Source organism: Bradyrhizobium sp. CW1, from assembly GCF_023100665.1.
Lineage (GTDB): Bacteria > Pseudomonadota > Alphaproteobacteria > Rhizobiales > Xanthobacteraceae > Bradyrhizobium > Bradyrhizobium canariense_D.
Window position 1 is genome coordinate 6,903,880 of the sequence record NZ_CP064684.1, and the last position, 26,613, is coordinate 6,930,492.

Annotated in this window: 22 protein-coding genes and 6 pseudogenes; 18 read left to right on the top strand and 10 right to left on the bottom strand. The window is 58.7% G+C overall.

Annotation, left to right across the window (positions count from 1 at the left end; translation table 11 throughout):
• Window positions 1-85: 85 nt before the first annotated feature.
• Window positions 86-454 (top strand): annotated as a pseudogene (locus IVB54_RS33170) (transposase); the annotation flags it as partial.
• Between the two features lie 429 nt (window positions 455-883).
• Here IVB54_RS33170 and IVB54_RS33175 read toward each other — a convergent pair.
• From IVB54_RS33175 to IVB54_RS33190, 4 genes and pseudogenes are all read right to left on the bottom strand, one after another.
• Window positions 884-1,885: pseudogene (locus IVB54_RS33175) on the bottom strand (IS256 family transposase); the annotation flags it as partial.
• A 205-nt stretch (window positions 1,886-2,090) separates the two neighbouring features.
• Complete coding sequence (locus tag IVB54_RS33180; RefSeq protein ID WP_247776802.1) at window positions 2,091-2,417, bottom strand: hypothetical protein; 327 nt, start codon at window positions 2,415-2,417, stop codon at window positions 2,091-2,093.
• A gap of 81 nt (window positions 2,418-2,498) precedes the next feature.
• Window positions 2,499-3,371, bottom strand: a complete 873-nt coding sequence (locus IVB54_RS33185) for a pantoate--beta-alanine ligase (RefSeq protein ID WP_247776803.1) — start codon at window positions 3,369-3,371, stop codon at window positions 2,499-2,501.
• A 206-nt stretch (window positions 3,372-3,577) separates the two neighbouring features.
• A complete protein-coding gene (locus IVB54_RS33190) occupies window positions 3,578-5,065 on the bottom strand; it encodes a pentapeptide repeat-containing protein (RefSeq protein ID WP_247776805.1) in 1,488 nt (495 codons plus the stop codon).
• Between the two features lie 822 nt (window positions 5,066-5,887).
• Here IVB54_RS33190 and IVB54_RS33195 point away from each other — a divergent pair.
• Entirely contained in the window at window positions 5,888-6,145 is a 258-nt protein-coding gene (locus IVB54_RS33195; RefSeq protein ID WP_247454874.1) for a hypothetical protein, read from the top strand.
• Between the two features lie 69 nt (window positions 6,146-6,214).
• Here IVB54_RS33195 and IVB54_RS41830 read toward each other — a convergent pair whose 3' ends face one another.
• Window positions 6,215-6,826, bottom strand: coding sequence for an MATE family efflux transporter (locus IVB54_RS41830; protein ID WP_346658841.1), 612 nt, complete (start codon window positions 6,824-6,826; stop codon window positions 6,215-6,217).
• Between IVB54_RS41830 and IVB54_RS41835 the strand changes: the two genes are divergently transcribed.
• Window positions 6,777-7,151 carry a hypothetical protein gene (locus tag IVB54_RS41835; RefSeq protein ID WP_346658863.1) on the top strand — a complete coding sequence of 125 codons (375 nt, stop codon included), beginning with the start codon at window positions 6,777-6,779 and terminating at the stop codon, window positions 7,149-7,151. The genes IVB54_RS41830 and IVB54_RS41835 overlap by 50 nt on opposite strands.
• On the opposite strand, the gene IVB54_RS41840 is transcribed toward IVB54_RS41835, so the two are convergent.
• The 3 genes from IVB54_RS41840 to IVB54_RS33210 all read right to left on the bottom strand — a co-directional run bounded on the left by IVB54_RS41840 (window position 7,129) and on the right by IVB54_RS33210 (window position 9,494).
• Complete coding sequence (locus tag IVB54_RS41840; RefSeq protein WP_345947107.1) at window positions 7,129-7,635, bottom strand: MATE family efflux transporter; 507 nt, start codon at window positions 7,633-7,635, stop codon at window positions 7,129-7,131. The two genes, IVB54_RS41835 and IVB54_RS41840, sit on opposite strands and share 23 nt — an antisense overlap.
• Before the next feature lie 160 nt (window positions 7,636-7,795).
• On the bottom strand, window positions 7,796-8,068 hold the full coding sequence (locus IVB54_RS33205) for a hypothetical protein (protein WP_247454876.1): 273 nt from the start codon (window positions 8,066-8,068) through the stop codon (window positions 7,796-7,798).
• A 628-nt stretch (window positions 8,069-8,696) separates the two neighbouring features.
• Window positions 8,697-9,494, bottom strand: coding sequence for an ATP-binding cassette domain-containing protein (locus IVB54_RS33210; RefSeq protein WP_247776812.1), 798 nt, complete (start codon window positions 9,492-9,494; stop codon window positions 8,697-8,699).
• Between IVB54_RS33210 and IVB54_RS33215 the strand changes: the two genes are divergently transcribed.
• Window positions 9,432-9,743: a hypothetical protein gene (locus tag IVB54_RS33215; protein WP_247767844.1), complete on the top strand. Its 312-nt coding sequence runs from the start codon at window positions 9,432-9,434 to the stop codon at window positions 9,741-9,743. The two genes, IVB54_RS33210 and IVB54_RS33215, sit on opposite strands and share 63 nt — an antisense overlap.
• A gap of 239 nt (window positions 9,744-9,982) precedes the next feature.
• Here IVB54_RS33215 and IVB54_RS33220 read toward each other — a convergent pair whose 3' ends face one another.
• Window positions 9,983-10,177 (bottom strand): hypothetical protein, encoded by a 195-nt coding sequence (locus IVB54_RS33220; RefSeq protein WP_247776814.1) that lies wholly within the window; start codon window positions 10,175-10,177, stop codon window positions 9,983-9,985.
• Between the two features lie 209 nt (window positions 10,178-10,386).
• Between IVB54_RS33220 and IVB54_RS33225 the strand changes: the two genes are divergently transcribed.
• The 12 genes and pseudogenes from IVB54_RS33225 to IVB54_RS33280 all read left to right on the top strand — a co-directional run bounded on the left by IVB54_RS33225 (window position 10,387) and on the right by IVB54_RS33280 (window position 23,660).
• A complete protein-coding gene (locus IVB54_RS33225) occupies window positions 10,387-10,668 on the top strand; it encodes a helix-turn-helix transcriptional regulator (RefSeq protein ID WP_247767210.1) in 282 nt (93 codons plus the stop codon).
• Window positions 10,669-11,291: 623 nt separating this feature from the next.
• The gene (locus tag IVB54_RS33230) at window positions 11,292-11,762 is read left to right on the top strand and encodes a hypothetical protein (protein WP_247452812.1); all 471 of its coding nucleotides are present in this window, start codon (window positions 11,292-11,294) and stop codon (window positions 11,760-11,762) included.
• 216 nt (window positions 11,763-11,978) lie between these two features.
• Window positions 11,979-12,338 carry a hypothetical protein gene (locus IVB54_RS33235; RefSeq protein ID WP_247767211.1) on the top strand — a complete coding sequence of 120 codons (360 nt, stop codon included), beginning with the start codon at window positions 11,979-11,981 and terminating at the stop codon, window positions 12,336-12,338.
• Window positions 12,339-12,935: 597 nt separating this feature from the next.
• Window positions 12,936-13,169: an RES domain-containing protein gene (locus tag IVB54_RS33240; protein WP_247371775.1), complete on the top strand. Its 234-nt coding sequence runs from the start codon at window positions 12,936-12,938 to the stop codon at window positions 13,167-13,169.
• Between the two features lie 19 nt (window positions 13,170-13,188).
• Window positions 13,189-13,989 (top strand): annotated as a pseudogene (locus IVB54_RS33245) (IS630 family transposase); the annotation flags it as partial.
• A gap of 225 nt (window positions 13,990-14,214) precedes the next feature.
• Entirely contained in the window at window positions 14,215-14,910 is a 696-nt protein-coding gene (locus tag IVB54_RS33250; RefSeq protein WP_247282118.1) for a hypothetical protein, read from the top strand.
• A 900-nt stretch (window positions 14,911-15,810) separates the two neighbouring features.
• The gene (gene nodU / locus IVB54_RS33255) at window positions 15,811-17,523 is read left to right on the top strand and encodes a nodulation protein NodU (RefSeq protein WP_247776816.1); all 1,713 of its coding nucleotides are present in this window, start codon (window positions 15,811-15,813) and stop codon (window positions 17,521-17,523) included.
• 343 nt (window positions 17,524-17,866) lie between these two features.
• Window positions 17,867-19,357: pseudogene (gene istA, locus IVB54_RS33260) on the top strand (IS21 family transposase); the annotation flags it as partial.
• An 8-nt stretch (window positions 19,358-19,365) separates the two neighbouring features.
• The gene (gene istB, locus IVB54_RS33265) at window positions 19,366-20,229 is read left to right on the top strand and encodes an IS21-like element helper ATPase IstB (RefSeq protein ID WP_346658622.1); all 864 of its coding nucleotides are present in this window, start codon (window positions 19,366-19,368) and stop codon (window positions 20,227-20,229) included.
• A gap of 246 nt (window positions 20,230-20,475) precedes the next feature.
• Window positions 20,476-22,065, top strand: a complete 1,590-nt coding sequence (locus IVB54_RS33270; protein ID WP_247776817.1) for a hypothetical protein — start codon at window positions 20,476-20,478, stop codon at window positions 22,063-22,065.
• Between the two features lie 9 nt (window positions 22,066-22,074).
• A complete protein-coding gene (locus tag IVB54_RS33275) occupies window positions 22,075-22,761 on the top strand; it encodes an HAD hydrolase-like protein (protein ID WP_247455554.1) in 687 nt (228 codons plus the stop codon).
• Window positions 22,758-23,660 (top strand): NAD(P)-dependent oxidoreductase, encoded by a 903-nt coding sequence (locus IVB54_RS33280; protein ID WP_247396070.1) that lies wholly within the window; start codon window positions 22,758-22,760, stop codon window positions 23,658-23,660. Before IVB54_RS33275 ends, IVB54_RS33280 begins: the two co-directional genes overlap by 4 nt.
• A gap of 208 nt (window positions 23,661-23,868) precedes the next feature.
• Here the strand turns inward: IVB54_RS33280 and IVB54_RS33285 are convergent.
• A pseudogene (locus IVB54_RS33285) lies at window positions 23,869-25,144 on the bottom strand (transposase).
• A gap of 201 nt (window positions 25,145-25,345) precedes the next feature.
• Here IVB54_RS33285 and IVB54_RS33290 point away from each other — a divergent pair.
• Together IVB54_RS33290 and IVB54_RS33295 are read left to right on the top strand one after the other, a co-directional pair.
• A pseudogene (locus IVB54_RS33290) lies at window positions 25,346-25,598 on the top strand (integrase core domain-containing protein); the annotation flags it as partial.
• Between the two features lie 49 nt (window positions 25,599-25,647).
• A complete protein-coding gene (locus IVB54_RS33295) occupies window positions 25,648-26,259 on the top strand; it encodes a hypothetical protein (RefSeq protein WP_247396072.1) in 612 nt (203 codons plus the stop codon).
• Window positions 26,260-26,613 lie beyond the last annotated feature (354 nt).

The window sequence follows — 26,613 nt, forward strand, 5'->3', positions numbered from 1 at the left end:
GCGTCGTAAGACCTTTGTGCGGGGGCGCGAGCGAGGCGGTAGATCGTGTCCCGTGGCGTGGTGTAGCTGGCGGTGGATCACCGCGTTGAACCCGCGGGTACGGCAGTCCGGACCGGGCGCCGCCCATCACGGCCGCATCAGCAAGATCGGCCGCAGTCACGCGCGCGCCATGCTGGTCGAGGCGGCCTGGGCAGCGGCCAAGGCGCCTGGTCCGCTGCATGCGTTTTTCGTGCGCATCCGCGCCCGGCGCGGCCATCAGATCGCCGCGGTGGCCGTGGCCCGGAAGCTCACCGTGCTTTGCTGGCATTTGTTGACGAAGGGCGAGGATTACCTGTGGGCGCGCCCGGCACTGGTCGCCATCAAGACCCGCGCGATGCAGCTTCAAGCCGGACATCCGCAACAGAAAGGCAGCCGGCGTGGGCAAGCGTATGCCTACAACATCAAGGCATTGCGCGACCGCGAGATGTTGATTGCCGCACAGGCGGAGCAAAGCTACGAGCGCTTGGTGACGCAATGGAAACCACGGCGGCCAAAAACCGGCGCGCGGGCGCCTCAGCTCGGCAAGGCAAAATAGGGCAGCCTGGTGGCGCTTGCAGCCGATGCGCCACGCTTCGCCACGAGGTCGCCCGCCCACCAAGGATAATCCCGCCTGACGGCAAGTGCCAGCCAGGAATGCAGTCCCGTTCCACGCCAGCATGCCGCCGTGCTCGGGCCGGTCAAGGCCAAGCCTTGCGGTGGCCGCAAACGCGGCCAGCCTTGACCGCCCCTGCGCGCGGCGGCTGCGAGATCGATGGCCGGGACGGAAGAATGGCCCGCGGCGCAGCCGAACAAAAGAATGGACGTACGCGATTCTGCAATCGTCATCTCGGTCATGAAAAAAACGCTTGTCCATCTCATCCGTGGAGTGCAGCTTGGTCCGGTGCTGCGGCGGGAACGTCATGTAGGCCAGCACGTCGGTCTCGGCGTCGTCGAGGAATCCGGCAAGCTTGGGCAGCTTGGGACGGAGCTGATCGGAGACCTTGCGCCACTGCGTTCGCGCGGCCTCGGCATCGTCCTGGGCAAAGGCGGTGGCGATGAAGGCGGAGACGACACGCCGGCCGCTCTTACCGGCATGCGCCAGTGCGTTGCGCATGAAGTGGACGCGGCAGCGCTGCCAGCTGGCGTTGAGCACCTTGGCCACAGTGGCCTTGATGCCCTCGTGGGCATCTGAGACGACCAGCTTGACACCGCGCAGGCCGCGGCGGGCGAGCTTGCGCAGGAACGCGGTCCAGAACGTCTCGGCTTCGGAGGGCCCGACGTCCATGCCGAGAACTTCGCGCCGGCCGTCGCTGTTGACGCCGACCGCGACAATCACCGCCACTGACACGATGCGCCCGTTCTGGCGCACCTTCACGTAGGTGGCATCGATCCACAAATACGGCCAGTCGCCCTCGATCGGACGGGCGAGGAAGGCCTTCACCTTGTCGTCGATCTCGCCGCACAGCCGGCTGACCTGGCTCTTGGAGATGCCGGTCATGCCCATGGCCTGCACCAGATCGTCCACCGAGCGGGTCGAGACGCCCTGCACGTAGGCTTCCTGCACCACGGCGGTGAGCGCCTTCTCGGCCATGCGTCGCGGCTCCAGGAAGCCCGGGAAGTAGGAGCCCTTGCGCAGCTTGGGAATGCGCAGCTCGACGGCGCCGGCACGGGTCTCCCAGATCCGGTCTCGGTAACCGTTGCGCTGGGCCAGGCGTTCGGGATTCTTCTCGCCATAGGCCGCCCCGGTCTGGCCTCCCACTTCCAGCTCCATCAGGCGCTGGGCGGCAAAGCCGATCATCTCGCGCAGCAGATCGGCGTCGGGGGTCTTCTCTACGAGCGTGCGCAGGTTCATCATGTCTTCGGTCATCGGTGGTTCCTCGGTTGCGTTGGCGTGTCGCAACCCGATCCTACCGGAGAACTGCCGGTGACCACCGCAAAGCCGCCCGCCCGCTACGGCGCTATTGGAGGCGCGCGTCCGGGCGGCTTTGCTCTACCGAGCTACACCACCACCGGGGACACGACCATAAATTGCGCGCACCATTTAGGCCTTGCTGGCCCGCAGGCGGCATCTATCAGGCGCCGCCTGCAATGCTGAAAACCAATCTTGAGAGCTCTCCGGCGGAAGACGAAAGCTGCCAAGGAGGCAAGGTGCAAATCTGGATGAACCCGGAACGACGACATTCCCGGTAGCAAGGACCGCCCGACCCACTGCGCTTCGAGCGCGAGAAATTGATTGGGCGATTGCTTCCGCGGATATCATCGTGGCCAGCGGCCAGGCGCCCGTTCACAGGCCGAACATATGACCGCACCGTCATCCCTTGTTCAACCAGAGAAAGATCTTGCAGCGCCGGCGGTTCCACATATGAGTCAGAGCCAATTTGCAAGCTGATCGACAGCAAGCGTCTCTCCTAGTTAGAGCCCGCGCGAACTATCGCCCATTGCTTCAAGCTGCAATTTACATGGAAGTCAGACCCGCACCTTTAGGGCAAATCGATCCATATATCTGCAGGACCATCCAGAAGCGTATCTTGATCCGGCACATAGACATTATCAGGCACTCTGAGGCCGTGACCAACGGCGACTCCACTGATTATAAAGGGAAGCTCGAGCTGCTCCTGATCTTCAAAGCTGTCCGCGCCAACAATTCGGAGACTTTCCAGTTCAAACCGTCGGAATTTGATCAGCGGATTTGCCGACGCTATCAGGTCTTTGGCGCAAGATACTCCCCGCGCGGCCTCTTTTCTCAAGTGGTCCAGCGCCATGAAGAGAGACGAAAGCTCGTCCAGCTCAGAACGATTGAAGTGTCGCAACCGCGACGAAATCGGCACTCCGTTCCTGTATCGTACTGTCGGCACAAATAGTATCTCGCAATCAAGAAGCAGGTCTGTGACCGCTTGTTTCACGAGAAGGGCCTGTCCAATATCCTTTAAACCGAAATAGCTGCGATTTGGTCGCGCAAAACAAATCCAGCGGATGCATCCGGTGATACCTTCCTTGAGGAGCCCATGAGGCCCGCTCGCACGCAGCGGATAATCCCCTTGAGATACAAAGGTGCGATATCCTGGCGGAAACATCTCCGCGTCGGTCGTTGAAATGACGGCAGAAGCGCCCGCTCCCAGCGCAAGCGCAATGTCATCCTCCAAATTGAACTCGTACTCAGGACGTGGGCTAAGCTGAATCTTGTTCGGATAGACTGTGACAATGGCCACATCGTTCTCGGCTGCGGCCCTTCTGATTAACTCCGCGTGGCCCAGATGCAATGCTCCTAAAGTGTGTACTGTGCCGATAGTCTGCCCTCTTCTTGCTACGTCCGTAATGAAGGTCTTGCCAGCTGAAAGAGACGCTAGATGCATGCTTCCTACTCCGTCTTGTTGATTGCCCGGCAGCCCTGCTGCTCGAGCAGACATGACCCATGGCGAGCGCTACCGGCCACATCGACCGCGCGGCGGATGAGCTCATGAGCGCCTGGAGTCCGGCCACAACGGGGACGCATCCCGCTTCTCCATTGTCCTTCTCTATGATGACAGGCGCCCCAAATGGTCATGCGTCCTTTAGCCCATCAGGTCGATCCTTCTCGACCGCGCCTCATTAGCGATGAGAACTCAGCCAGATACTCTGAAGGTTCGGATTTCTGATCTTCCACGTCCTTCAAAGCAGCCTGGAGCCCAGGACATCTGTCTGCAAAGAAGGGCGGTTCAAACGTCGTTATCCTTGCATCCGAGAAGTCTGTTTTTACAAAGCTTGCCTGGAAAGGTGAAATTCCACTCAAGTTAGTCTTGCAGAGCGAGGATTGATTCATTCGAACGTATGCCGTACGGGCCGCTTCCAGGTTGCTGCCAGTCATTCCTGCCGCAATATAGGACTGAACAAGGTTGGCTCCCTCGAAATTGGCGCGGTTCAAAGCCATGGACTGCGGAGGATCACCGGTAATCATTGAGCGATATAGGTACGCCTGCGAAAAATCTGAATCATCGATATCGCAATCGCGTATAAACGCACAGCGCGCACGGAAGCCGCGCAACTGGGCGGATCGCATCGTGCTCTCGAAGATCGAAATGGCTTCCCCTGATGCGCGAGATAGATCAGCTCCATCGAGCTGACAAGAACGAACGGATACTCCGTTCAACACCGCGCCGACGAGGTTGGCATTAGCGAGGTTTACCGACAGAAGTCGCGCCTCCGATAGATCTGCCTCCTCGAGCTCCGCCTTCGCGAGATTTGAGAGGCTGAAATCCGCAAAGGGGGCGCTCAGCGCTTTGGCCAGGATGCGACCGCTCGCCTTTGAAAGCCTGAAGTAAGGAAGATGAGCGTTCTCTAGGACAAGATCATCGATCGAAGTGGGGCGCAGGATTGATAGATACTCCCCCCTTGACTGCAAGAGCGAGCTGCCGGTCAGATGCGCCTTCGTCATCGTAACTTGGTTTAACTTGGCAAAATGAAAGGACGAGCAAGGCAGGTAGCATTCATTGATGGTCGATCCTTGCAGTTCAGCGCCATCAAAGACAGCGTGGCTCGCATCACATTGATAAAAGAGGACGCCACTTAGCACTGCGTTGTCGAAACGGGTCCTTCGCATGCTGCACCCGTGGAATAGGCTACCCGTTGCATCGATGAGATTGCGCAGACTTGCATCGTCGAAATTGCAAACCTGTGCGGCAATAGCATGCATATACGCAAAGTCGAGCTTGGCTCCGCGGAAACTTGCTCGCTCTAATCCCGGGCAAATGAGGTTGGCCTCGGACAGATCGGCTCCATCCAGCTTCGCTCCGTGAAGTTGCGCACGATTGAGGATGCATCGCCGCAACGGAAATCCGGATAGATCGTGACCGTTGAAGTTCTCGGAAGATAGCCGCAGGCCGATGCCGGTCTGCTTGATCGCGGCCTCGGTTCGCCTTTCCACCGCAGCCAACGCAGACGCCCGGTCACCGTTTCGGCTCCAGTAGCGGACAAAGTCGCCATCTGCCGAAGATTGGCTTATCGCTGTTGCACGGATACCCAACTCCTCAGGCACGCTGCAATGGCTAGTGGCGTTGATAGCTTGCGTCATTGCCGGGTTCTTCCATTCTCGATGACGAGCGCACTTTTTCAGCCTCGTTTGCCGGGCCCTTTTTTGCATGGCCCCCCTCTTTGAGCTAGCCAAGGTTTGCCGCGAGCGCCTCTTGGGATTTCTTTCTGCGAGTTAAGCATCATCCCTCATCAGGATCTAACTTACCTGACCGGGCCTCTTGAATTGCGCCATCACGAACCGACGCGCACGAAAAGCCTGAGCAAGTTGCAGCAGACGGAGTTGATCTCCCAGGACGTCACCCTTGGGTACTTAATCGATCTGTCGACAGTCGAGCGAAAAACGCCGCAACTTCGGCTACCCCCGAGTTCGTGCTTCTACCAGTCGGCCTCACGATACACTTCAATAGCAACGTCTGTGCCAGTCCCTCATCTATCCTAACAGACGTTGAATCATTGTCTAGAAACGGCGCTCGGCAGAAGGCGTCTGGGCTTTGGTAACTGACAAGGACTTGCGTCCTGTCACAAACCGGACAGTCATTCCCGACGCTCGTAACGGCGGGTCTTGCTTGTTTCTCCATCGTTTCGACTACAAATGCGATGTCCCTCTCCATCACCGTCGCGTGACGGTCCCCTTCAATGCACGTAGGCGCATTCTCCAGATGTCGTATTAATGAGCCACAATTCGCCGCCTGCGTTCCTCAGTTTTGGTCCCGGCGACGCAGCTCCGTTCCGGAAATTCGCCGACAACGTCGCGCGAGGTTCCGGGTGCGGAGTTCGGGTCAGGAGTTCACATGCAGGGCGCGCAATTGCATTGTAGGCGCGGATAGGCTGTCGCACTTTCTTACGAGCTCGGCGATGCCGGATGGGCGTGACGGGTGATGAGCCTGAGGAAGCGCTCGACCTGGTTGAGGCAGGAAGCATAGGCTGGAGAGAATGTGCCAGCCTGGACTTCGGGCGGGCCAGCTCCTTGGATGCTTGTGGTTGCGTGGTTGCCAAGGACGAGATGGATGTCAAACTGGGCCGGCAAATTGGTTTCGATGTGCCTTTGCAAAGGCACGGAACTGCTGGTGACTGCGCGGTCAAGAATTTTGTTTCCAATCGGACGCCTTGCCCTCTTTGAAGGCGGAGGGACCCCCGGAGTCGCCTCGCATTCCTGGATTCCCGCTCGCCAAGAACCGCCATTACGCAATCAAGTGACGGCTCTGAATGCACACCTGCTCGCCCGCAGCGGGAAACGGAGGACGAGGGGCCCTGTATAGATGTTCTTCCCGATTGACAAGCCAATCCAGATGCCGGTCGCACCAAGCCCGATCTTCAAACCAAGCACGTGGCCAAGTGAGAAGCCGATTGCCCGGTAGGCAATGCCGACGAACAGAAGCGGCACCCGAGTTTCCTTCAGTCCGCGCAGACCGCCCGCCACAATGCTCTGCGCGGCATCAGTGACAAAAAGGCTCGTGGCGACCACAAGGAGCTCTGCAGTCCGCCCGATCCTTGCGTCGGCATCTTCGGCCGATTTGTCCAAAAGCAGCTCGGCGATCTCAGAACGCGCGACGATCACCGCAACGGTCAGCAAGGCAGCGATTAGCGTACCGAGCAGCATCGCGACCAGGCCTGCCCGCTCGATGCCAGGACCGCCGTTGCGGCCGACCGCATGGCCAACGCGTACGGCCGCCGCCAAGCTGATGCCGAAAGCGAGCATGGATGTAATCACGGTGATCTGAAGTGCGATCTGATGAGCCGCGAGTGCACTGGTGCTGATCAGCGACAGGAGCGCAGCAGCGGACAAAACTCCGTACTGCATCAGGGAGGCGATTGACCGGACTTCCGATCACGATCAGCTGTCGCAAGAAGGGCCAATCCAATTGCGAGAGATCTGCAAGCACGTGGTAGTTACTGAAAGGACGACGCATTTCGGCAAACCACAAACCGGCCAGGAACATCGCACAGTTAACCAGCGTGCTCGCAAGCGCCGCACCGAACAGCTCAAGCCGCGGCAGCCCGAACTTGCCATAGACCAACAGATACACGAGCTCGGCGTTGAGGGGGATTGCCGCCAGCGTGATCCACAAGATCGGCTCCGGCCGGTTGACCGCGCCCATGAAATTACGGATGGCCTGCAGCCATAGCGCCGGCACTACGCCACAAGGCCAGTCCGAACAGATATTGCTGGGCGAGCCGCGCCGCGTCTGGAGCCTGACGAAAAGCGAGTAGGATTTGCTCTCCACGAAACACAAACGCTACGATCGGGAACGATAGTAACAGCGCCATCCATAGGCCCGTGCGCAGTGCGCGCTGAACCATAGCTAGATTCCCGGCCCCATACGCCCGCGCCGCCAAAGGTGCGATCGGCGCCACCAGGCCCGCGCCAAAGGTGAAGCTGACGAGATAGAGCGTGACGGCCAGGGCGGCCGCAGCGAGTGCCTCAGGCCCGATGTGCCCGATGAAGGCAAGATCCGCCGTCATCATCGCGACCTGCGCAAGCTGGGTCAACACCATCGGCCACGCGAGCTTCACAGTTTCGTTGAGCTCGATCTTGAAGTGTTGGCCAGCCGCCCGTCTCGTGCCCTGCCGCAAAACTGATACCGGTTGTGCTTCGATTATTTTGCCCATGGAAATCTAGCTACTTGTTTGCCCCGGCCGCAAACGACTCTTGTTCCGCCGAGATGATGCTCTTTTTCGCCCTGAAGTCGCGATCTCCTGCCCATGCGGGATCAGTCCGGCCGGGCAGCTGCGCCTCACAGAGGAGGCGCGCATCGGCCTGGGCTTACCGTTAACCCTGTGGTTTGGCGACTGCTCGTGCGCTGATGCGCGGCTTCATCAGCGCCTCCGCCAGCGCATCGAGTCGCATTTTAAGCGCAAAGGCGGCAGGTGGCTGGCGGTCATCGGCACCGCGATAGGTGCGGGCGTGGACCGCAATCGAGGCTTGGTCGATCACCTTGGCGAAAGCGTGCGCGAGCGCGCACTGAGTCGGACAGTGGCGCTCGGGAGTCGCAATCGCACGCGACGCATACGTGAACTGAGAGGCTATGATCTTCTGAGCCATCACTACATTCCTTGAGCATGCCATGCTGGATGACAGCTCCTTTTTAAGGCTCGTGCCAACTGCGATAGCTTGATTTGTAATGGCTATTTGCCTTTGGCGGGCGTGTCCTCCTCCGACAACATGTCGCAAATCCGACGGTCAGCATCAAAGACGAGCCCAAAGCCCGCAGACATCCCGCAAATCCACCAGGAATCCGAATAGACGGATGCCGATATGACAACCCTCCGAGCTCGCCAGCGCCGCAAATCGGCTAGACTGAACTCTCGACTCGGGTGGCAATAATCGCTGCGCGCAAGACAAAGGCGTCGCTTGCCTGAGCAGGGTATGGCTTCGACGCGTTTTCAATGGCCAAAGGCCGTGGCCCGTTCGTCGAAACGGCCTTCATCACAGGATCGGGAATGAGCGCACTTATGAGCGTCTTCTTAGAGCGGCTGAATGAACGATTGGCCAGCCCGCCGCGCGCAAGACTTGGGACTGCGGCGATCAAGCCTCTGGTGTAGTCGGTACTCGGATTGAGGAATATCTCGTCCCTGGTGCCGGTCTCGACGACGCGCCCTTGCGCATGACGATGACGCGATCGCTGAGATGGCGGACAAAGCCGAGATCATGCGAAATGAAGATGTTCATGTTAAGATGCGCCTTCAGATCGGCAAGCAGGTTCAGCACTTGTGCCTGGATTAGGGCGTCGAGCGCTGAGACCCGGTTCATCACAGACGATCACGGCGGGCCTTGGAGCAATCGCGCGGGCGATCGCAACGCGCTGGCGCTGACCGCCCGAGAGTTCAAGCGGTTGGCGATCCAGGAACGCTGAAGATAGTCCCACCAGGTCAAGGAGCGGGACGACGCGTGCATCACGCTCGCCCCTGGTCAACACGTCATTGGCGAGTCTATCGGATATGATGCGTCCCACAGTCCAGCGAGGATCAAAGGAGCTGAGGGGATCTTGGTAAATAACCGTGACAGCCCGGCGCCACGTCCTGCGCTCGCGATCAGTGACCGTGGTCCAGGCCTGACCTTGAAACAGAACGGCCCCGCCGTCGGGTAGCTCGAGCGCCAGCGCCATTCGTGCCATCGTCGACTTCCCAGACCCGGACTCGCCGACGACGCCCAGAGTCTCGCCAGATCGCAGCTCAAAGGAGACATCGTCGACGATTGTCCGCGGCACGCCATCTGGCCCTTTGAACCGCTTCAAAAGGTTTGTCGCGCTGAGCACGACCGGAGGCAATGTCGATGGCAATTGCGCGGGTAATTGCTCCAGAGAGCGTGACTGCGGCCGCGGCGGCCGTGCAGCGGGCAATAACGATAGACGAGAGCCTCGCGGGCGAGCAGATGGCACTGCATCCAGAAGCTGGGGGGTATAGGCGTGCTGCAGCTCCTGGAAGACTTGGTCTGCCGATCCGTGCTCAAGGACCTCGCCTTCATGCATGACCAAGACCTCGTCAGCTATCCGGGAGACCACCGCCAGATCATGGCTGATGAAGATGAGCGCGTTGCCCCGAACCTTGCTCTCTTCCTCTCTTCCAGCAATCCCAGCACCTGTGCCTGCACAGTGACGTCGAGAGCCGTGGTCGGCCCGTCGGCGATCAGGATGCGTGGATTGACAGTGTGGAGCAGAACTTTGGCACCAGCTAGTTGCAAGCGTGGGCACTATGGATGCGACGGCAACATCAAATAATGCGATCGAATGCGCTTATTTTTGTGATGTATTTCGTGAGAACTGGCAGCACTATCCGACCCTCGTGGCTCGCAATCCTTTAGGGCCTTTATCCGGTCCTGCACACCGCGGTGTCTGAGTTCGCCACGTTTTCGCCACCAAGAGGTGCCGACATACTCCGTGCAGGGCAGAGAGTGCGTGGTGCCCACAGCCTCATACGAGTGTGCTGACTACACATGAAAGCCGGCGTGGCCGCGCCGCTAGCCCAGGCCAAGCTCAAAATAGCGCGACACGACCTCACTGCTCTGGTCGACGCGGATCGTCGCCGGGACTCCTACCTCCTTGCAGGCGCTTTCCAGGATCGCCACGCCGTTGCTGCCGCCGAAGGTGAACCGGGGCTGCAGGGCCGGCGAGAAGCCATTCGATCCAAGCAACCCCTTCCCGGTTGGCGCCATCGTCGCCAGTAAGTCAACAGATGCTGTTCCTCATGGGAAGTCAGCACCCATTCATTCGGCGCCGCGTGCCCGACATCTAGGTCCAACGCCGGCTCATTCGCTCATTCATGTAAGCTCACGCTGCAAGTTCGCTATCTTTTGTCGAACTCGAGACAATAGACGGGTTATAGCCAGTGGTTTGATTGCCTGCCAAATGGCTGCTTTGGCGCATGAAAGCTCGTGCGATTGTGGCCTGGAATGTGCGGCGGATCCGCGTGGATCGCGGTATTTCGCAGGAGCAATTGGCTTACGATTCGAATACTGACCGCTCATATATGGGCGCTGTTGAGAGGCAAGACGCGAATCCATCAATCGATCTGCTCGATCGGGTCGCTGAAACACTCGGTGTCCATTTGTCGGAGTTCTTTGTCCAACCGCCCAAAGGAGCAACGTTCTATGAGACTTTGCCCAAAGGTCGCAAGCCGGCTCGTTCACATCACAGGAAGAAATAGCGCGCTGCTCGCATTGGTTCGCGGAAAACATTCGCAATTTGGTGTATCGGAATTTTGAAAGGCTGCGGAAGCGGAAGGCTTCACGCAGGAGAGATTCGCCGAAGCTACCGGGCAATACATCAGCGGGCGGAAGTTTCGACCCAATCCCGCTGTGGTGACCCTGCTCGAACCGCCCGGCCCACATAGACGCAAGTGGCTGCGAGCGCTTTCGTTTGAGCGGCTGGCCTCAGCGACGATGCGGTCGCCCGGCCCCCAGGCTCGCGTGATGATCTAGCCCTGGAAGTCGGAGCCCGTCTCCTGAAAGTACCAATGGTAGCCGTGTCACTTCGAGCCCCGCGACTACCGCGCCTCGATAGCGATCTGAAGGCCGAAGACGATCGGCGATGCACCCGCTTCTCCGCGGGCCGGAGCATTCGCAACTTGGCCAATTGATCATTGACGCTGCGCGCGCCATCTCCGCTGAAATGGGCTCTCTGCACGCAATTGAAGCACTCGTATCAAGTTAAGATAGTTCTGTGCGCAAGCCAGAGAATCCAGCTAGAGGACCGCGCGGGCTCGTGAAGCCTTCTCACTTGCGTGATGCACATCGTACGAGTGGCAATCTCGCGTAGAGTTGAGGCCGCTTGGCCGCGCTCTCACAAATGCCGTTCGGCAGCATCCAGGATTTGCTCGCGGCGCCCTACGCGTTCAGTCGGCCCCCGGGACTGATTTGCAGTTCTTCCGCAGGCTGCTTCGAAGAAGCCATCCCGTCTTATGCTTTTGGCGGCCGCCTCACACGGCCCCAGGGTAGCGTTCGTGTCGATCTCGATGGCACAGTCGCTGCCGACGACGCGGGCCAGTTCGCGCAAAGTTCCGAACGACGGCTGCCCGCCGAGCGGCTTCAACCGGTGTGCCTCATCACGGTCTCGCCCGAGGAAGTGCCGGGCCCGCATTGGCCGGAAGCCAAAAAGAGGCCGCTGCTGGACTTATCCAGGAGCGGCCTGATTCGTGGGAGGAAGCAGACCAGCCCGGTCTGCCAGCGGATCGGCACTCCAGAGAAGTCGGCAATAGAGCGTTGGCCGGAGTTGACCCATCGGGGGTCAGTTTCTAAGTGAAAACATTCGGCAGCCAGGACAGGTCGGCGCGTGCTCACATCTAGACGGGGTTGAAACCAGGTATCAGATCGGTGAATTCCATAGATGAGTAAAATCGGGTACAATGGGCGAAAGTGACAGGCTGTCGGAAAACTTACCACGCTTCTACCGGCCACCCGTAAAGGCGCATCATCGGAAATCTACGCACGATCTTTGCGCGATTTTCCGAAAGGCTCCATGCTCGTTGTGGCCTCCTTGCCTATCATCGACTGGAATGACTGTCTGCTGCGAGATTTTCAAAACGTCTCCAAAGGTGCGCGCCGCCACATGTACGCGGCGATCACTTTTCAACGGCCGATATTTCCGACTACGTGGAGTATCTGTCCCACTCGGGTGCTTCAGAACACCGGGCGCAACTGGCGAACCTGTTTCGCCAGGCAGGATTTCGTGGCGAATCCGGACAAACTCCATTATCTATGGAGCGCGGCATGGGATAGCGCTGGCACTCAGTTCGATCTGGCAGCCGGAGACAAAGTCTTCGTCGAAGCGGCCACCTGCCATGGCATGAAGTCGTACGCACATTTGGCTAAGCTCTAGCTGGTCGGCGGCCGATGGCGGGGGAAGGACTGCTTGCGGGCCGTTCGACAAGGCGGCCGCGGCCGGACGGCGCGCGCGTTTTCGCGCCTCCGACCATACTAGAGTCCGAGGGCGAGGATTACGAGCGCGGGCGCCGTCGCGAGATCGCACGGAAGCGGGACATCCTGGCCACCGAGGATGACGCCTATTGGTCCTGACGAAGCCAGCGAGCCGCTTGCGTCGATGGCGCTGAAGCGGGCCTTCTACACAACACGCTGTCGAAGTGCTTGGCCCCAAGCCTGCGCATCGGATTGCGTGTCGTACGCACTTCCATTCTGATTGCCGCGCCGCAGTCACGCATGAATCTTCCGTATCGTGCCGTCAGCAAACACCTTGGGCCGCCAAGCCCGCCGGCCATTGAGGTGCGCGCACTGAACACGCCGCGCCCCTTCCAGCAATTGGCGATCCGCTTCCTCCAATACCGCGAGCAGCGGTCTCGCAGGCGCACACGGCACCAGCACCACGGCCTTGCCGAATGGCGTCCCCAACAGCACCAATTCCGGTAGCGCTCGGAACGACGACAAGTCCAGCGCGCGTTCGCGCTGACGGCATGCCTAAATGGGCGCGCCGCCGAGGCGATTGGCGGCACACGGCCGAGCCAATCCGCCCGGCATTCCCTACTTCTATCTTGGCTCATTGCCCGAAACTGCACTAGCCGAGGGTTCGCCCTCATACCGGCGAGGTCGCATGCGCTGCCGATTCTGCCCTTCCCAAAATAAGGCGATCGAATTGCGAAACCCGCGCAAGCTGGTCTCGCCATTCTTGCTAGTACCCACTTTTCTTGGCTCGTGAGTCGCGATTCAAGATATGGATGATCGAAGCAAGAGAAGTCCACCTTTCGCGGAAAGATCGCAAGGTGCTTGAGGCGTGTTGTCGCTCGCCGGTGACGTTGCAGCGCGATTTGAAGCGGGCGCGGACAGTTCTATTGGCGGCGGATGGCGTAGCACCCGCTCGAAAGAAGTCGGAGCCCAGCCGCGGATTGTCAGCGTTTGGCGGCACCACCATGCCGATCATCGCCTTGAAGAGCTGCAAGACAATCCGCGTCCGGGCAAGCAGCCGATCTATACGAAGGCCACCCACTAGCGGATTCCGAAGCTGCTGGACAAGCTGCCTCCGCAAGGGTTTGCGCGCTGGAGCGGCCGTGTACTGGCCGAGGCGCTGGGCGATGTTGACGTCCAATATGTCTGGCGCTTCCTGCGCAGCCACAAGATGGACCTCGCGGCTCGCAAGGCCTGGTGCGAGAGCAACGACGCGAATTTTACCGCCAAAGCCGCCGATGTTGTTGGCCTCTACGTCGCCCCGCCCGCGAAGGCCATGTGCTATGCGTCGACGAGAAGCCCTCGATCCAGGCCTTGGAGCGAGCGCAGGGTATCTGAAGTTGCCCAATGGCCGCGCCTTGACCGGCCAGAGCCACGATTATAGGCGCGATGGCACCACAACATTGTTTGCGGCGCTTGAAGTCGCCACCGGAAGATCATCGCGGCTCATTCAACGCAGTCTCCGCGTCGAGTTTCTCGGCTTCATGAAAAGCGTCCCCGCGGCCTTTCCGGGCCGAAAGCTGAAGAACGAGCACTGGCTCAAGGCCCACCCCAATGTGCAATTTCATTTCACGCAAGTAGCGCAGCGCGCTGTTTAGCCTTCATCAAAACGGCGACGCGCAAAAGACGCGAGATGGAGCATCGCGACGAATTGTCGGAGTCGCGACACCCCGTCCTACCCGCGACACGCGCCAAATGGGAATTAGCAATGGATATCAGTGCGCCCGTTTGGCACGCTCTTTGAACTTATGAAGGGACATCCCGTCGTGTGATGCCCCTGTCAGAAAGAGGTGGTGTTAATGAGCGTCCCAAATTTGACGAAACGAGCAAATGCCCTCGGAAGCGACAAGGGTGATGAGGTCGGCGACACCCATGGCTACACCGGCTTCTACTCTTTTCTGTTCGAGGAGTTCCGCCACGAACCCTTCACAATGGTCGAGATTGGATTACAGCACGGGAACGGCTCTCTCGATCCAGATTTACTCGTTGGTCGAAAGGTTGACGATATTCCGTCTATCAAAATGTGGTTAGAGTTCTTTCCCAAAGCTGAGATCGTCGGCTGCGACATTGCTGACTTCAGCGCCTTTAAGATGGATCGGTTCCGTTTCGAGCGCCTTGACATGGGCGATGCGGTAGCCTTGGAACGCCTTGCGAGTTCGCTCCCGCCTGTAAGGATCATTATCGAGGATGCTTCACACGCAGCTTACCACCAGCAGCTTGCTCTAGCGAAGCTGTTTCCCATCGTCGAGCCTGGCGGTTTTTACTTTATCGAGGATCTTCATACCACGCACGCGATTGCCGCACGATTGCCGCCCTGCAATTCAACTGAGACGGTAGTGGAGAAGTTCACCCAGACGCGTCAGCTTGACATTCCGTTTCTGACCGCGATTGAACGCAGAAACCTCGAGACCACAATTAGGAAGATGTTCATCCACCGCAACGACAAGGGGGGCGTCAACCGCTGGACCATGAAGATGGTGGGATTTGGAAAGTAATAAGGAGTCAACTGAACCTTCGGGCCATCAAGTTGCCTATCTGGGCGGCTGTTTTCGCTAGCGCAGGTGAGAACTCCAAAACTCCAAACCTGCATCTCAGGAATGTGAATGCGTTGAAAATGGCGATAGGTGTGATTGTTTCGCTAACCTGAGTACCTCGGGGGCTTCTCATTGATGTTGCTGTCGCGCGACGCTGCCGCTCGAACTCGTTTTGGACGACCAAGTCTTTGGAGTTGAATGCCGCGGGGGAGGGCTACGACTTAATCGACCATCGCCGCATCTGTTCGACAAGAACTTCCGAAGGTACAACCTGATTCTTTGCCGGCTTCAACGCCCGAGCAATACGATGAACTCGCCGGCGCAGCGACACGGACTCGACAGGTGCGCCGCTGATGACGGACAATTGGAGACTTAAAGCGCACCTCCAGCCCGTCCAGGGATCGCGTGCGGCACTCTCTCCACTTCGACCTGTGTATACCGAACGCCGACCAGGCATTCCGATTGATCGAGACCACCCATTCCGGCCGATCGCGACCGGCCTGTAGACGGGTGTACGGGCCCCGTCGCATGATCCGGGAATCCGCTGCAAACGCCACGAGCGAGATTACCTATGAGGAAAATCGGCGACATGCTTCGACTGTCTGCTGCTGGCTTGCTCCGATTGCGGTTGGCGCAAATCATGCACTGCGCTACGCGCGGCATCTAAGAATCAGATCTCCGCGCTATCTCATGCTGCCGATGCCGAACGAGTCGTCGACATACGGAATGACACGTTGATCAAGATCGAACACGAGCAGTCCCAGGACATGAGTCGGCCACGACGACCGCTTGCTCGCATGCTCTCGGACTCCGACTTGATCTTCAAATCACTCGAATTTCCGGGTTAAATATGGAGGCACTATGCGCATCTGCGGTATCAAGCTGACGCACGACGGAGCGATCGCTCTTGTCGAGGACAACCGGCTTGTTTTTTGCGGCGAGCAGGAGAAGCGGAGCAATAATCCGCGTTATCAGTCGATCGGCAACCTTGATGCAATCGTCCTCGCCTTGGCGGAACACGGTCTAGATCCGCAGCAAGTTGATCAGTTCGTCATCGACGGCTGGGCAGGGAAAGTGGAATCGCAATTCCAGGTCCTCAGCGGAACGACACCTATCACTCTCAAAGGGGCGCCGTATGTTGAACGCCATGCAGAGGGCCTTCTCACCTCGCGCGACGGTCTTGGCCTCAGGCTCGACGGCAGAGATTTTCCTTATAGGAGCTATCCGCACGTCACAGCCCATCTGGCTTCCGCATACTGCACCAGCCCCTTTGCCAAGGCGGGACAGCCCGCTTTTTGCCTCGTGTGGGACGGCGGCACCTTTCCGCGTCTCTATCATATAGAACGCGGGGGCGCACGATTCCTCGAATCGCTATTCCCGCTTATTGGACACGTCTACGCGGCCGCGGGCCTTCACTATGGACCCTACAAGCAAGCGAACCGCGCAAGCTGGGATCTAGCCGATCCCGGCAAGCTGGACCCAGGCGGTGCCGGCAAGCTCAACCTGGGCATTGCCGGCAAGCTGATGGCCTATATCGCCCTCGGGCGTGTTAGTGAAACCATCGTCGCGGTCTTTGAGGAACTCTACCAAGAGCGCTTTCCGGCGGACACGAAGCTTTCCGCTTTCCGTACGGACATCGAGAGCATGGGATCGGCGCTTGCGAGTGTACGTGACTTCTTCGATGCCAGTACGCTTCGGTTGAAGGCCACGGCACCTCAAGATGTGCTCGCATCGTTTCATTGCTTCCTCGAGCGCCTGCTAATCGGCGAAATGGCGAATGCTTTGCAGCGGCATGCGCGTTTTGTGTCGCGCAATTTGTGCATAGCCGGTGGCTGCGGTCTCAACATCAAATGGAACAGTGCACTACGTGCGTCAGGCCTGTTCGATGCTGTCTGGGTACCCCCTTTTCCGAATGACAGTGGCTCGGCGATCGGTGCCGCTTGCTGCGCAATGGTAGCGGACAAAGGCTTCGTGCCGCTGGAATGGTCGGTATATAGTGGTCCAGCCCTGCAGCCTAGCGATGTGCCGCCCGATTGGGAGGCTGCGCCGTGCAGTATGCATGAACTTGCAACCATTCTGGCCAGCAACCAGCCCGTGATCTTCCTTGCAGGCCCCGCCGAGCTTGGACCGCGGGCATTGGGCAGCAGAAGCATTCTTGCAGCCGCGACTTCGCCGCAAATGAAGGATCATCTCAACGACATCAAACTTCGTGAACACTTCCGACCAGTAGCGCCGATATGCCTAGAGGATCGTGCGCCAGATATTTTTAATCCCGGAACGCCGGACCCTTACATGCTTTTCGATCACCAGACACGAACAGAGTGGCGGGACAAAATCCCGGCCGTTGTACATCTCGACGGATCTGCGCGGTTGCAGACGATTTGCAGGACCTCTCAGCACAAAGTCGCCGAGCTTCTCGTCGAATACGAAAAGCTCACGGGCATCCCGCTGCTTTGCAATACGAGTGCCAATCAGCATGGACATGGGTTCTTCCCGGATGTCACAGCGGCTTGCGAGTGGGGACGCGTTGAGCACGTATGGGCCGACGGCATACTGTGGACGAAAGCTCCATAAACGAGCGATTGGCGTCCGAAGGCGCGTCTCGCGCGAACATGAACGCATCTCCGGAGTGGCGACACCATCTCGAGCAAGTCGATATGGTTGAAGAGTGCTCCGCCCAAAGATCGGTGCGGGCAGACGCACAATTGCGTGGTCGTCGGCATGGCACCGCCTGAGGATGTTGCATCGAAGGGACCGATGCTGCCGAAGATGCACAAGACGACAGGATCGAATGGCCTGTTACTGTCATTCGGCCTGCAATATTGACCCCCTAAGCCGGGGGATCGGCGTCCAAAATTGACCCCCTACAGGTTGGTCTGTTGCGCTGCCTGCTTCGTCATGAAGCAGGTGGTCGGGGATGCTGATCGTGGAGACAATCGCCCGGATACGGCGCGAGCACTTCATCAAGGGCAAGACGATCAAGGAGATCGCCCGTGACCTGAAGGTGTCGCGGAACACAGTCCGGAAGGTGCTGAGATCGGGAGAGACCTCATTCGAGTACGAGCGTGTTGTCCAGCCGCGGCCGAAGCTGGGACGATGGGCAGCAGAACTCGACGGGTTGTTGTCAGGGAACGCGGGCAAGTCCGCTCGCGAGCAACTGACATTGATCCGGATGTTCGAGGAGCTGCGTGAGCGCGGCTATGACGGCGGTTACGACGCCGTGCGGCGCTACGCCAGGCGATGGAGCAAGGAGCGCGGACAATCCACGGCCGCTGCCTACGTCCCGCTTAGCTTTGCGCCCGGAGAAGCTTACCAGTTTGACTGGAGCCACGAGGTCGTCCTGCTCAATGGCGTGACGGTGATGGTGAAGGCCGCCCATGTCCGGCTCTGCCACAGCCGGATGCTGTTCGTGCGTTGCTATCCGCGCGAGACACAGGAGATGGTGTTCGACGCCCACGACCGGGCGTTCGCCCTGTTCAAGGGCACCTGCGTGCGCGGCATCTACGACAACATGAAGACGGCGGTGGAGACGATCTTCGTCGGCAAAGGGCGTCTCTACAATCGCCGCTTCATGCAGATGTGCAGCCACTACCTGGTCGATCCGGTTGCCTGCACGCCAGCGTCGGGTTGGGAGAAGGGCCAGGTCGAGAACCAGGTTGGGCTTGTCCGGGAGCGCTTCTTCACGCCGCGGCTGCGGTTCAAAACCCTCGACGAGTTGAACGCGTGGCTGCTGGACAAGTGCATCGCCTACGCCAAGGCGCACCGGCATCCAGAACTGGCCGAACAGACGGTCTGGGAGGTGTTCGAAGCCGAGCGGCCGAAGCTCGTTCCCTATGCCGGCCGGTTCGACGGATTCCACGCGGTGCCGGCATCGGTCTCGACGACCTGTCTGGTGCGGTTCGACAACAATAAATACTCGGTCACGGCCAACGCTGTCGGGCGGCCTGTCGAGGTTCACGCCTACGCCGACCGCATTGTGATCCGTCAGGACGGACGCATCGTTGCCGAGCATGCTCGCTCGTTCGGCCGCGGCGAGACGACCTATGATCCCTGGCATTACGTGCCGGTACTGGCTCGCAAACCCGGTGCCTTGCGCAACGGCGCTCCCTTCAAGGACTGGGTGCTTCCGGCTGCGATCGAACGTGTGCGGCGTAAGCTTACCAGTGCCGACGATGGCAACCGGCAGATGGTCGATATCCTCAACGCGGTTCTGACCGACGGCTTGCCGGCCGTCGAAGCAGCCTGCGCCGAGGCGATCGCTCACGGCGTTCATTCCGCCGATGTCGTGCTCAACATCCTGGCCCGCCAGCGTGATCCTGCGCCGCCAGCCAACATTCTCACCCCGGCCGCACTGACATTGCGCCACGCCCCGATCGCCGACTGTGCCCGTTACGACAACCTCAGGAGAACCATCTGATGGAACGTACTCAACTCTTCGACCTCATGGGCGAGCTCAAACTCTACGGCATGAAGGCTGCCTTCGACGAGATCATGGCGACCGCTGTCAAACGCCAGCACGAACCCCAGCGCATTGTCGGCGACCTGCTCAACGCCGAGATCAACGAGAAGCAGGCCCGCTCGATTAAGTACCAGCTCACCATCGCCAAGCTGCCGCTGGCCAAGGATCTCGAGGACTTCCAGTTCGAAGGCACACCCATCAACCAGACGCTGGTCAATGATCTCGCCGGCGGCGGCTTCATCGCCCAGCAACGTAACGCCGTGCTGATCGGCGGTACCGGCACCGGCAAAACACATATGGCCATCGCAATCGCCAGAAGCTGCATCCGATCCGGTGCCCGCGGCCGCTTCTACAACGTGGTCGACCTCGTCAACCGTCTGGAGATCGAGACCCGCAATGGACGGCAAGGTCGGATTGCCGAGCATTTGACCCGGATGGACTTCATCGTCCTCGACGAACTCGGTTATCTACCGTTCGCCCAATCCGGCGGCCAGCTCCTGTTCCACCTCGTCAGCCGGCTCTACGAGCGCACGTCCATCGTCGTCACCACCAATCTCGCGTTCGGTGAATGGCCCAGCGTCTTCGGCGACGCCAAAATGACCACCGCGCTTCTAGATCGCCTGACCCACCATTGCGACATCGTCGAGACCGGCAACGACAGCTGGCGCTTCAAAAGCCGCGACGACGATCACGCAACCCGCGCTCGCACCGTCTCCGCAACCCCGACCAGCTCCGACGGTGCGAGCGCTACCGCCAAAACCCGCCGCTCGAACGGGTCAAAATTGGACGCCGATACGGGGTCAAATTTGAACGCCGATTGACACTTGGCGGCTTTCGGACGAAGGCGTCGCAATTCGGTCAGCATGTCGGGACACGGACACGCAAACTCATCCCGGGCAGCCCAATTGTTTAAGCTTCTCGAATTGCGTCGTTCCGTCAGCGCGAGCCGGGTCGCCTGAGGACTGGTATGGCGCTTGCTTAAACAGAGCGGAGCAACTTCTTTCGGCTAAGTACATTCGCCTGTGATGCCAGCCGGAACATCGGCGTTTAACACGAGGGGTAAAGGTATGTCCGGCGTTGCTGCAGCCTTTCTATGCCCCTCAAGCCATTCACCATCGACTGCTTATGATCGGCTCAAGCACATGATTCCGAAACTTGCACTTCGTGGGCAGGCGGGGGTCGGGGTTGCCGCTTTCATGCACAAGCAAGGTTTTCGATATGGGAGAGCGCTTCTATCATCAAGCGGTTCAGTGCGCATTGAACCCAGCGAACAAGATCGAAGCTTTCGGCCTCATGTTGCGATCGCTCATGTCCGTAGCCGGTGCAGCGAACTCAGTGATGGCGGTGACATTCGGCCGATTCAAAACAATGGGAGCACCCACCGCCATTTGGCAGTTTCTCTGGACGGCGCTTTGGTCAATGCTCGTGAACTCAGACGAGAATTCCTTTCGAAGCAACAACGAACAACCGTCAACACAGATGCTGAGCTCTTGCTCAAGTGTATTGAACGCTGTTGCGAACGAGATTATTGGCGCCACGGTCTAGCCGCTAATTACAAAACTGTATTTCGAGAGATTGATGATCGTATCGATGGCGCTATCAGCGCGCTTTTTTTGGACGGAGACGGAAACCTCGTTGCATATCGCAATCGGACCGGTTTGCGACCATTGGAGGCTATGCAAACAGATGACGGGTTTTTGCTCTTTGCTTCTGAAAATTGTGCCTTTGCCGCTCTAGAGGGTGATACGCAGCAAATCTTGCCAGGCCACATAAAGTATGTGGACGGGAAAACGGGGTGCAGCGTTGATCACTCGGTGAGCAACGGACGACATAAAGCCACGCTCTGCACCTACGAAGCTCTCTACTTGGGCAGTCCGAACACATCGATCGAAGGCCAGTCACATCTCGAAACCCGCTACAACATCGGGGTCGTCTTGGGGGCACTCGTTGCGCGTCGACTGCAAGCGGAAGCGGGCCCTGCGCCCACAATTGTCTCCTCCATGCCGCATACTGGTGGCCCGTACGCCGATGGCCTGTTTGCATCTCTAGCTGAATACGGGCTGTTGGCCGAGCGTCGTGAAGTGGTCGCGACGACACTTCTTCAGCGGACTCTCATCGGCACACCTGGCGGACGAAAATCTCGCATAGCTCGAAAATACCGCGTGTCGGACACCGACCTTGCTAAGGCCAGCATAATAGTTGTCGACGAAGCCCTCATTCGCGGCGATACCAGTCAAGCAGTAACGAGTATGCTCCTTACCGCTGGAGCCAAAGCCGTGCATTGGGCGATCGGTTCGCCGCCTATAGTAGCTCCGAACTACTACGGCATGGGCATCGACACACTAGATGAGCTCGCATTCTGGCAGGTTTGGAAGCGATTGCCGTCCGAGCAGCGTGCTCAAAGCATGCTCTTCCATAAGATGGAACCCCACGTTCTCAGACTAATCGAAAGCAATATCGCGGCATCGATCGACGCAGCCACGACAACGTATCTGCCCTTCCCGCTGCTAGGATCGTTGCTGCCCGGCAGACTGGAGAAGTTCGATTTGTCACCTTTTACATTCGAGATGCCAACCCCGGCGGGACAGCAGCGCGCGGACAGGAACTTACGCAAACTAACCGCCGATCTTCCTTGTATGCAATCAATCCGCGCTTGAGGTCAGTTCATGAATCCCGTCCTCGTCTTTGATTGGAATGGAACGCAGCTCGATGATGCGCACGCGCTCCTCCAAACGACAAATGCCATTCTCGACCGCTTTGGTCGTCCGACGATCCACATGGACACGTTTCGGAAACATTGCGATGTTCTGCTATCACTTCTTTATCGCAGTCTCGGAATGTCGCGGGACGAGGTTGCGGAGGTGGATCGCGATGGGAGCGCCGCCTCTCACGAGACCTATGAACCTCTTGCGGATAAGGCCGATCTGCGCGAAGGCCCACATAGACACTTGGAGCTGGCGCGGCGCGAAGCAGCTTTGTCCATCATCGTGAGCAATCATATCGTCGCCCCGCTCCGGTCTCAATTGAGACGACTTGGAATCAACAACTACATTAACGAGGTTCTCGCCTTTGAAAGCCGCACCACTCAATACCAGTTGATGGGCAACGGAGAGCGGCTTCGTCTGTACATGCAGAAGAACAACCTAGAGCCGGCGTCAATCTTCATCATCGGCGATATGCCGTCCAAATGGACATTGCACGCCATTCTCGGACTCAAAGCGTATGGGTCACCCGCGGTTTTGTTTCGGATTCGTGCTTGCACGCGGCGAATCCTGACTACACGATTGACAACCATCATGAATTATCGCCGATCTTACAAAGGCACGGCTTCTTTCAGAATGCATAAATCATGACCGCCGAGCTATTACCCAACGCACGTCCAAAAGCTGCGAACCAGAAAATAGGCCTTATCGGCGTCGGGCGCATGGGAACCGGAATGGGTCTCTGCCTGTTGCGGCACCAAGTTGAGCTGCATATCAAAGCGAACAAAAGTCGTTTCGGTGCGGATCGATTGGCTGCGGCAGGCGCCCGTGAGCATCCTTCCATCGCTGAGCTGGCGCCGCATGTAAGTGCGGTGGTGTTATCCCTGCCATCAAGCAGGGAGGTTGAGGCAGTGTGTCTTGGGCAGGACGGGCTTTTTGTCCATATGTCCCGTGGAGGTTTAATAATTGACTGCACCACGTCTTATCCTGGCTCGACAGTTGCACTGGCGGAGCAGGCTCAAAAACGCGGCCTCGCTTTTATAGATGCCCCAGTAACACGGAGCCCTGAACAAGCAGAGCTCGGCCTTCTCAACGCGATTGTTGGATCGAACGAAACGCTTTTTCCTGTGGCTGAAGGCATTCTTGCTACTTTTTGTGAGACCGTTCTTCATGTCGGAGATGTCGGACAAGGTCATGAGCTCAAGCTTGTTTACAACAGCATGACTATGGGCATAGCGGCGGTAGCCTCAGAGGTCTGCCAATTCGCGAACGCTCTTGGCATCGATCTTGTAACACTCCGCTCCTTGGTTAGTCGCGGTTCCACTAATAGTGGAATATTCCAAGCCTTCGTGGCCTTTTTGTTGGGCGAGAAACCCGATGTTCTGGCAGTCTCAATTGCCAATTCTGCAAAGGATATTGGGTGCGCAGTGCGTCTGGCGGGCGAGAGCGCTGTTTCGGTACCGATCCTGGCTGCCACCGCCCACAAGTTAAACAACGCAGTTGCCGGGGGTAAAGGCGAACTGACACTACCTCATTTGTCTCACCCATAAGTTCTTGGCCTATCGAACCGCAACGAGGATCGGTGGCGACCAGATCGATCCTTGCCTCGCCCGACGTTCTCCGATGTTGTTTAATCCCAAGCTTTGTTGGTGCATTCTTGTCGCACGATTCGAAGCATGCGCTATGGGACTGTTTAACACGGCTGCGCCACCACGTCGGAGGCAGTCCGTCGAGGGAGATGTCCCGATCGCTCTTAAACTACGTCGGGCCGACGTTGCCGGAATGGATGTTGCGCGGCGCTCGGACGTGGGCAACGGGCTTGATTGTCATGCGATCGTGGTGAAGCTTGAACGGCCGCACCCAGACCGCCAATTACTTATGCGCCTTCAATCGTCGGAAGCCCTTGTTGGCCTCGATCATGCCGGCCGCAGCCCATCGCAAGGCCGCGCCGGCATCCTGCCAGCTCTTGACGTTGCGCGTGACGCGGCGAATGGTGCCCATCATGTTCTCGGCGATCTTGGTAGAGGCGAGCGATCGACGCAGCTGCGTTGGCACCTTCAACCGGACGACAGTCAGGATTTCCTCGAGGCCTTGGAGGATGGTGGCCGCTACGCCGGGCCATTGCTGGTCGAGTCGACGCGCGAGATTGCGGATCAATTTTTCAGCCTTGTCGGCATCGAGCTCCCAGGCCTGGCGGAGCACGCGACATGTGGCCGCATGATGCTCTTTCGGCAGGCGTTCCGTGAGGTTGCGCGCCTTCTGGATCTGGCAGCGCTGAATCGCGGCGGCCGGACCGAAGGTGCGGCGGATCTCTTCGACAACGCCTTGGCGTCGTCGACGATGAACAGTCTTGGCACTGTCGGGGCGAGCCCGCGCGAGACCACGTTGCCCAGCATGGCCTGAACCGTTGCGGCGTTCTCGGTCGCTCCTTCCACCAGCGCGAGCGGATGCTTGTTGCCTTCGGTCAACCCCGATCGCGTCGACCAGCACGAGATCGTCGCCGAGATGCAGCGCGTCGATTTCGACAGAAGGTGGAGCGCGGACAGATCGGCAGCCATGGAGTCGGCCAGCCGCGCCGCCGACATCGCCACAAACCTCCGCGAGGCCGCCGACTTCGAAAACCCGCGATCCGGGCGGTGCCGGCACGTCACCCTCGGGCAGCCGGACAGCGCGACCGAACCGGCGCGTCGACACATTGATCAGCGTCAGGCTCATCGCCCAGCGACCGAGCCGGTCTTCCTGCGCTGCCGGTTCCAGCTCGGGATCGTCACCTCGCGGCCGTCACATCCCGGACCCGCGGGCGCTCGCCTCGATCTTGCCGCCGTGGAAGCCGATCTGTCCCCGCGTTCGGCCCGAACGGTTCGCCCGCCGCGCCGCGTCGCGACCGTGGCGCGCAGGCCGCCGTGACATCCGCCTCCATCATCGTGCCGAGCGCCTCGTCCCTGCCGCAAGGCAGGACTGGTCGAAGCTCGCCCGCACTTCTGCGAACGCTTCGTCCACAAGCCTCGGTCGCCGGCGAACCAGCCGGTGTGATATCTCCCGTCTTGGCGTTGCTCTCGTTTGTGGAATCAGCACCCCGAGCCTACCGGCTCAAGGTGGGCAACGCCAACCTCTTCAGAAAATCAACAGAACACGGGACGACCTCCCGTCGAGCAATACAGAATAGTCAAGAGAGCACGAGAGCACTCTGTGCGATGCCAAGAAAATGGGGGCGAACATCGCTGGCGAAGATCAGCATCTCTGGACCAATGGCCTGGTCGAGCGCATGAACCGCACGATCAAGGAAGCGACCGTCCAACGCTACCATCACGATCGAGACGATCAGCTCGGAACTCACCTTGCCAACTTTCTCACCGCCTAAAACTAAGCTCGGCGGCGGAGACCCTGAAGGGCCTCACACCCTGCGAATACGTCTTCAATGCTGGATTTCCCAGCCAGCACGATTCAAACTTAATCCTCTCCAGCAAACGCCAGGACGAAACACCTAACTGGTCTAAAGCAGTGTATAAGATCGGCCATACGGCCGGAGGCGTAAGAATGGGAAAAGTCATCTGCAAGCTTTCTACACACTTAACGGCTGCGCCTAATGGCGCGCCCTTCGAAATCTACGCGCCGTCCCTGCGAAGCCTTCCAGCAGGCTCCATGCTGGTGATGGCGACCTTGCCTGTCATTGACTGGAATGACTGCCTTTTGCGCGATTTGCGCAGCCTCGGCAAGCAAACGTTCATTCATGCCTACGCAGCAATGGTAATGATCGATTCCTTCGCCTGTTGGGAGGATTTTGCCGATTTATTAAAAGAGGCGAGAATTTGCGGTGTCGTAAATTTTCCACCTGCATCTATCATCGAGCAGCCTTCGGCTACCATGCGGGTTAACACCGGACTGGAGCTTGAACTTCGGCGTATGGAATGGTTTGCTAGCTTGGGATTCAATAACTTGTTTGCTGCTGTCAGTGATTCTGAGGTCACAGTGGCAGAGAGAAGACTTGGTTCGCATCTCAAAGGTATTGTGCATTTGCCCGAAGGGGCTCTTGAGTTGAGGATTCGCGACGAGATGGAATTAGTCCGGCTTGACCAACAGGGGTCGTCCACACCAAAATTCTCGCTTTTGCATGCGACGGCTTCAAAACAACCTATTCGCAAGACATGATCGTAGGCTATTCCAGTATCCGCAGTTTCTTTATTTTCTTGTAAAGCGTCTTCCTTGAGTGTGATGGATCCAAGGCTGGATTGTGAAGTCCGAGGCAAGGTCCCGATAGGATAGTACAGCAAGATCGCGATACTGCAACGAGGGCACGTGCTGCTCGCAAGCTTCTTACGGCTTCAAGAGACTTCCTGCCGATAAACCTCTCAGATCATTGCGCAAATGCGCAATTTAAGGCGTAGGCGGACTCGAGCGCGAAAGGGGCCTCCGCGAAAAGCGCGCGATCGAAGTCGTCGAGGGTGGTGCTCGCAAATACAGCTGATTATGATCGACGCAAATAGTTGCTGTGCAACGGTCCAG

Bases quoted from the DNA above. Each gene is read 5' to 3' on its own strand.
- IVB54_RS33185 (WP_247776803.1), bottom strand. From the start codon at position 3,371: ATGCATCTAGCGTCTCTTTCAGCTGGCAAGACCTTCATTACGGACGTA.
- IVB54_RS33190 (WP_247776805.1), bottom strand. From the start codon at position 5,065: ATGACGCAAGCTATCAACGCCACTAGCCATTGCAGCGTGCCTGAGGAG.
- IVB54_RS33195 (WP_247454874.1), top strand. From the start codon at position 5,888: ATGGGCGTGACGGGTGATGAGCCTGAGGAAGCGCTCGACCTGGTTGAG.
- IVB54_RS41830 (WP_346658841.1), bottom strand. From the start codon at position 6,826: ATGCAGTACGGAGTTTTGTCCGCTGCTGCGCTCCTGTCGCTGATCAGC.
- IVB54_RS41840 (WP_345947107.1), bottom strand. From the start codon at position 7,635: ATGGGCAAAATAATCGAAGCACAACCGGTATCAGTTTTGCGGCAGGGC.
- IVB54_RS33205 (WP_247454876.1), bottom strand. From the start codon at position 8,068: ATGGCTCAGAAGATCATAGCCTCTCAGTTCACGTATGCGTCGCGTGCG.
- IVB54_RS33210 (WP_247776812.1), bottom strand. From the start codon at position 9,494: ATGCATGAAGGCGAGGTCCTTGAGCACGGATCGGCAGACCAAGTCTTC.
- IVB54_RS33220 (WP_247776814.1), bottom strand. From the start codon at position 10,177: ATGGCGCCAACCGGGAAGGGGTTGCTTGGATCGAATGGCTTCTCGCCG.
- IVB54_RS33225 (WP_247767210.1), top strand. From the start codon at position 10,387: ATGAAAGCTCGTGCGATTGTGGCCTGGAATGTGCGGCGGATCCGCGTG.
- IVB54_RS33235 (WP_247767211.1), top strand. From the start codon at position 11,979: ATGCTCGTTGTGGCCTCCTTGCCTATCATCGACTGGAATGACTGTCTG.
- IVB54_RS33240 (WP_247371775.1), top strand. From the start codon at position 12,936: ATGGGCGCGCCGCCGAGGCGATTGGCGGCACACGGCCGAGCCAATCCG.
- IVB54_RS33250 (WP_247282118.1), top strand. From the start codon at position 14,215: ATGAGCGTCCCAAATTTGACGAAACGAGCAAATGCCCTCGGAAGCGAC.
- nodU (WP_247776816.1), top strand. From the start codon at position 15,811: ATGCGCATCTGCGGTATCAAGCTGACGCACGACGGAGCGATCGCTCTT.
- istB (WP_346658622.1), top strand. From the start codon at position 19,366: ATGGAACGTACTCAACTCTTCGACCTCATGGGCGAGCTCAAACTCTAC.
- IVB54_RS33270 (WP_247776817.1), top strand. From the start codon at position 20,476: ATGTCCGGCGTTGCTGCAGCCTTTCTATGCCCCTCAAGCCATTCACCA.
- IVB54_RS33275 (WP_247455554.1), top strand. From the start codon at position 22,075: ATGAATCCCGTCCTCGTCTTTGATTGGAATGGAACGCAGCTCGATGAT.
- IVB54_RS33280 (WP_247396070.1), top strand. From the start codon at position 22,758: ATGACCGCCGAGCTATTACCCAACGCACGTCCAAAAGCTGCGAACCAG.
- IVB54_RS33295 (WP_247396072.1), top strand. From the start codon at position 25,648: ATGGGAAAAGTCATCTGCAAGCTTTCTACACACTTAACGGCTGCGCCT.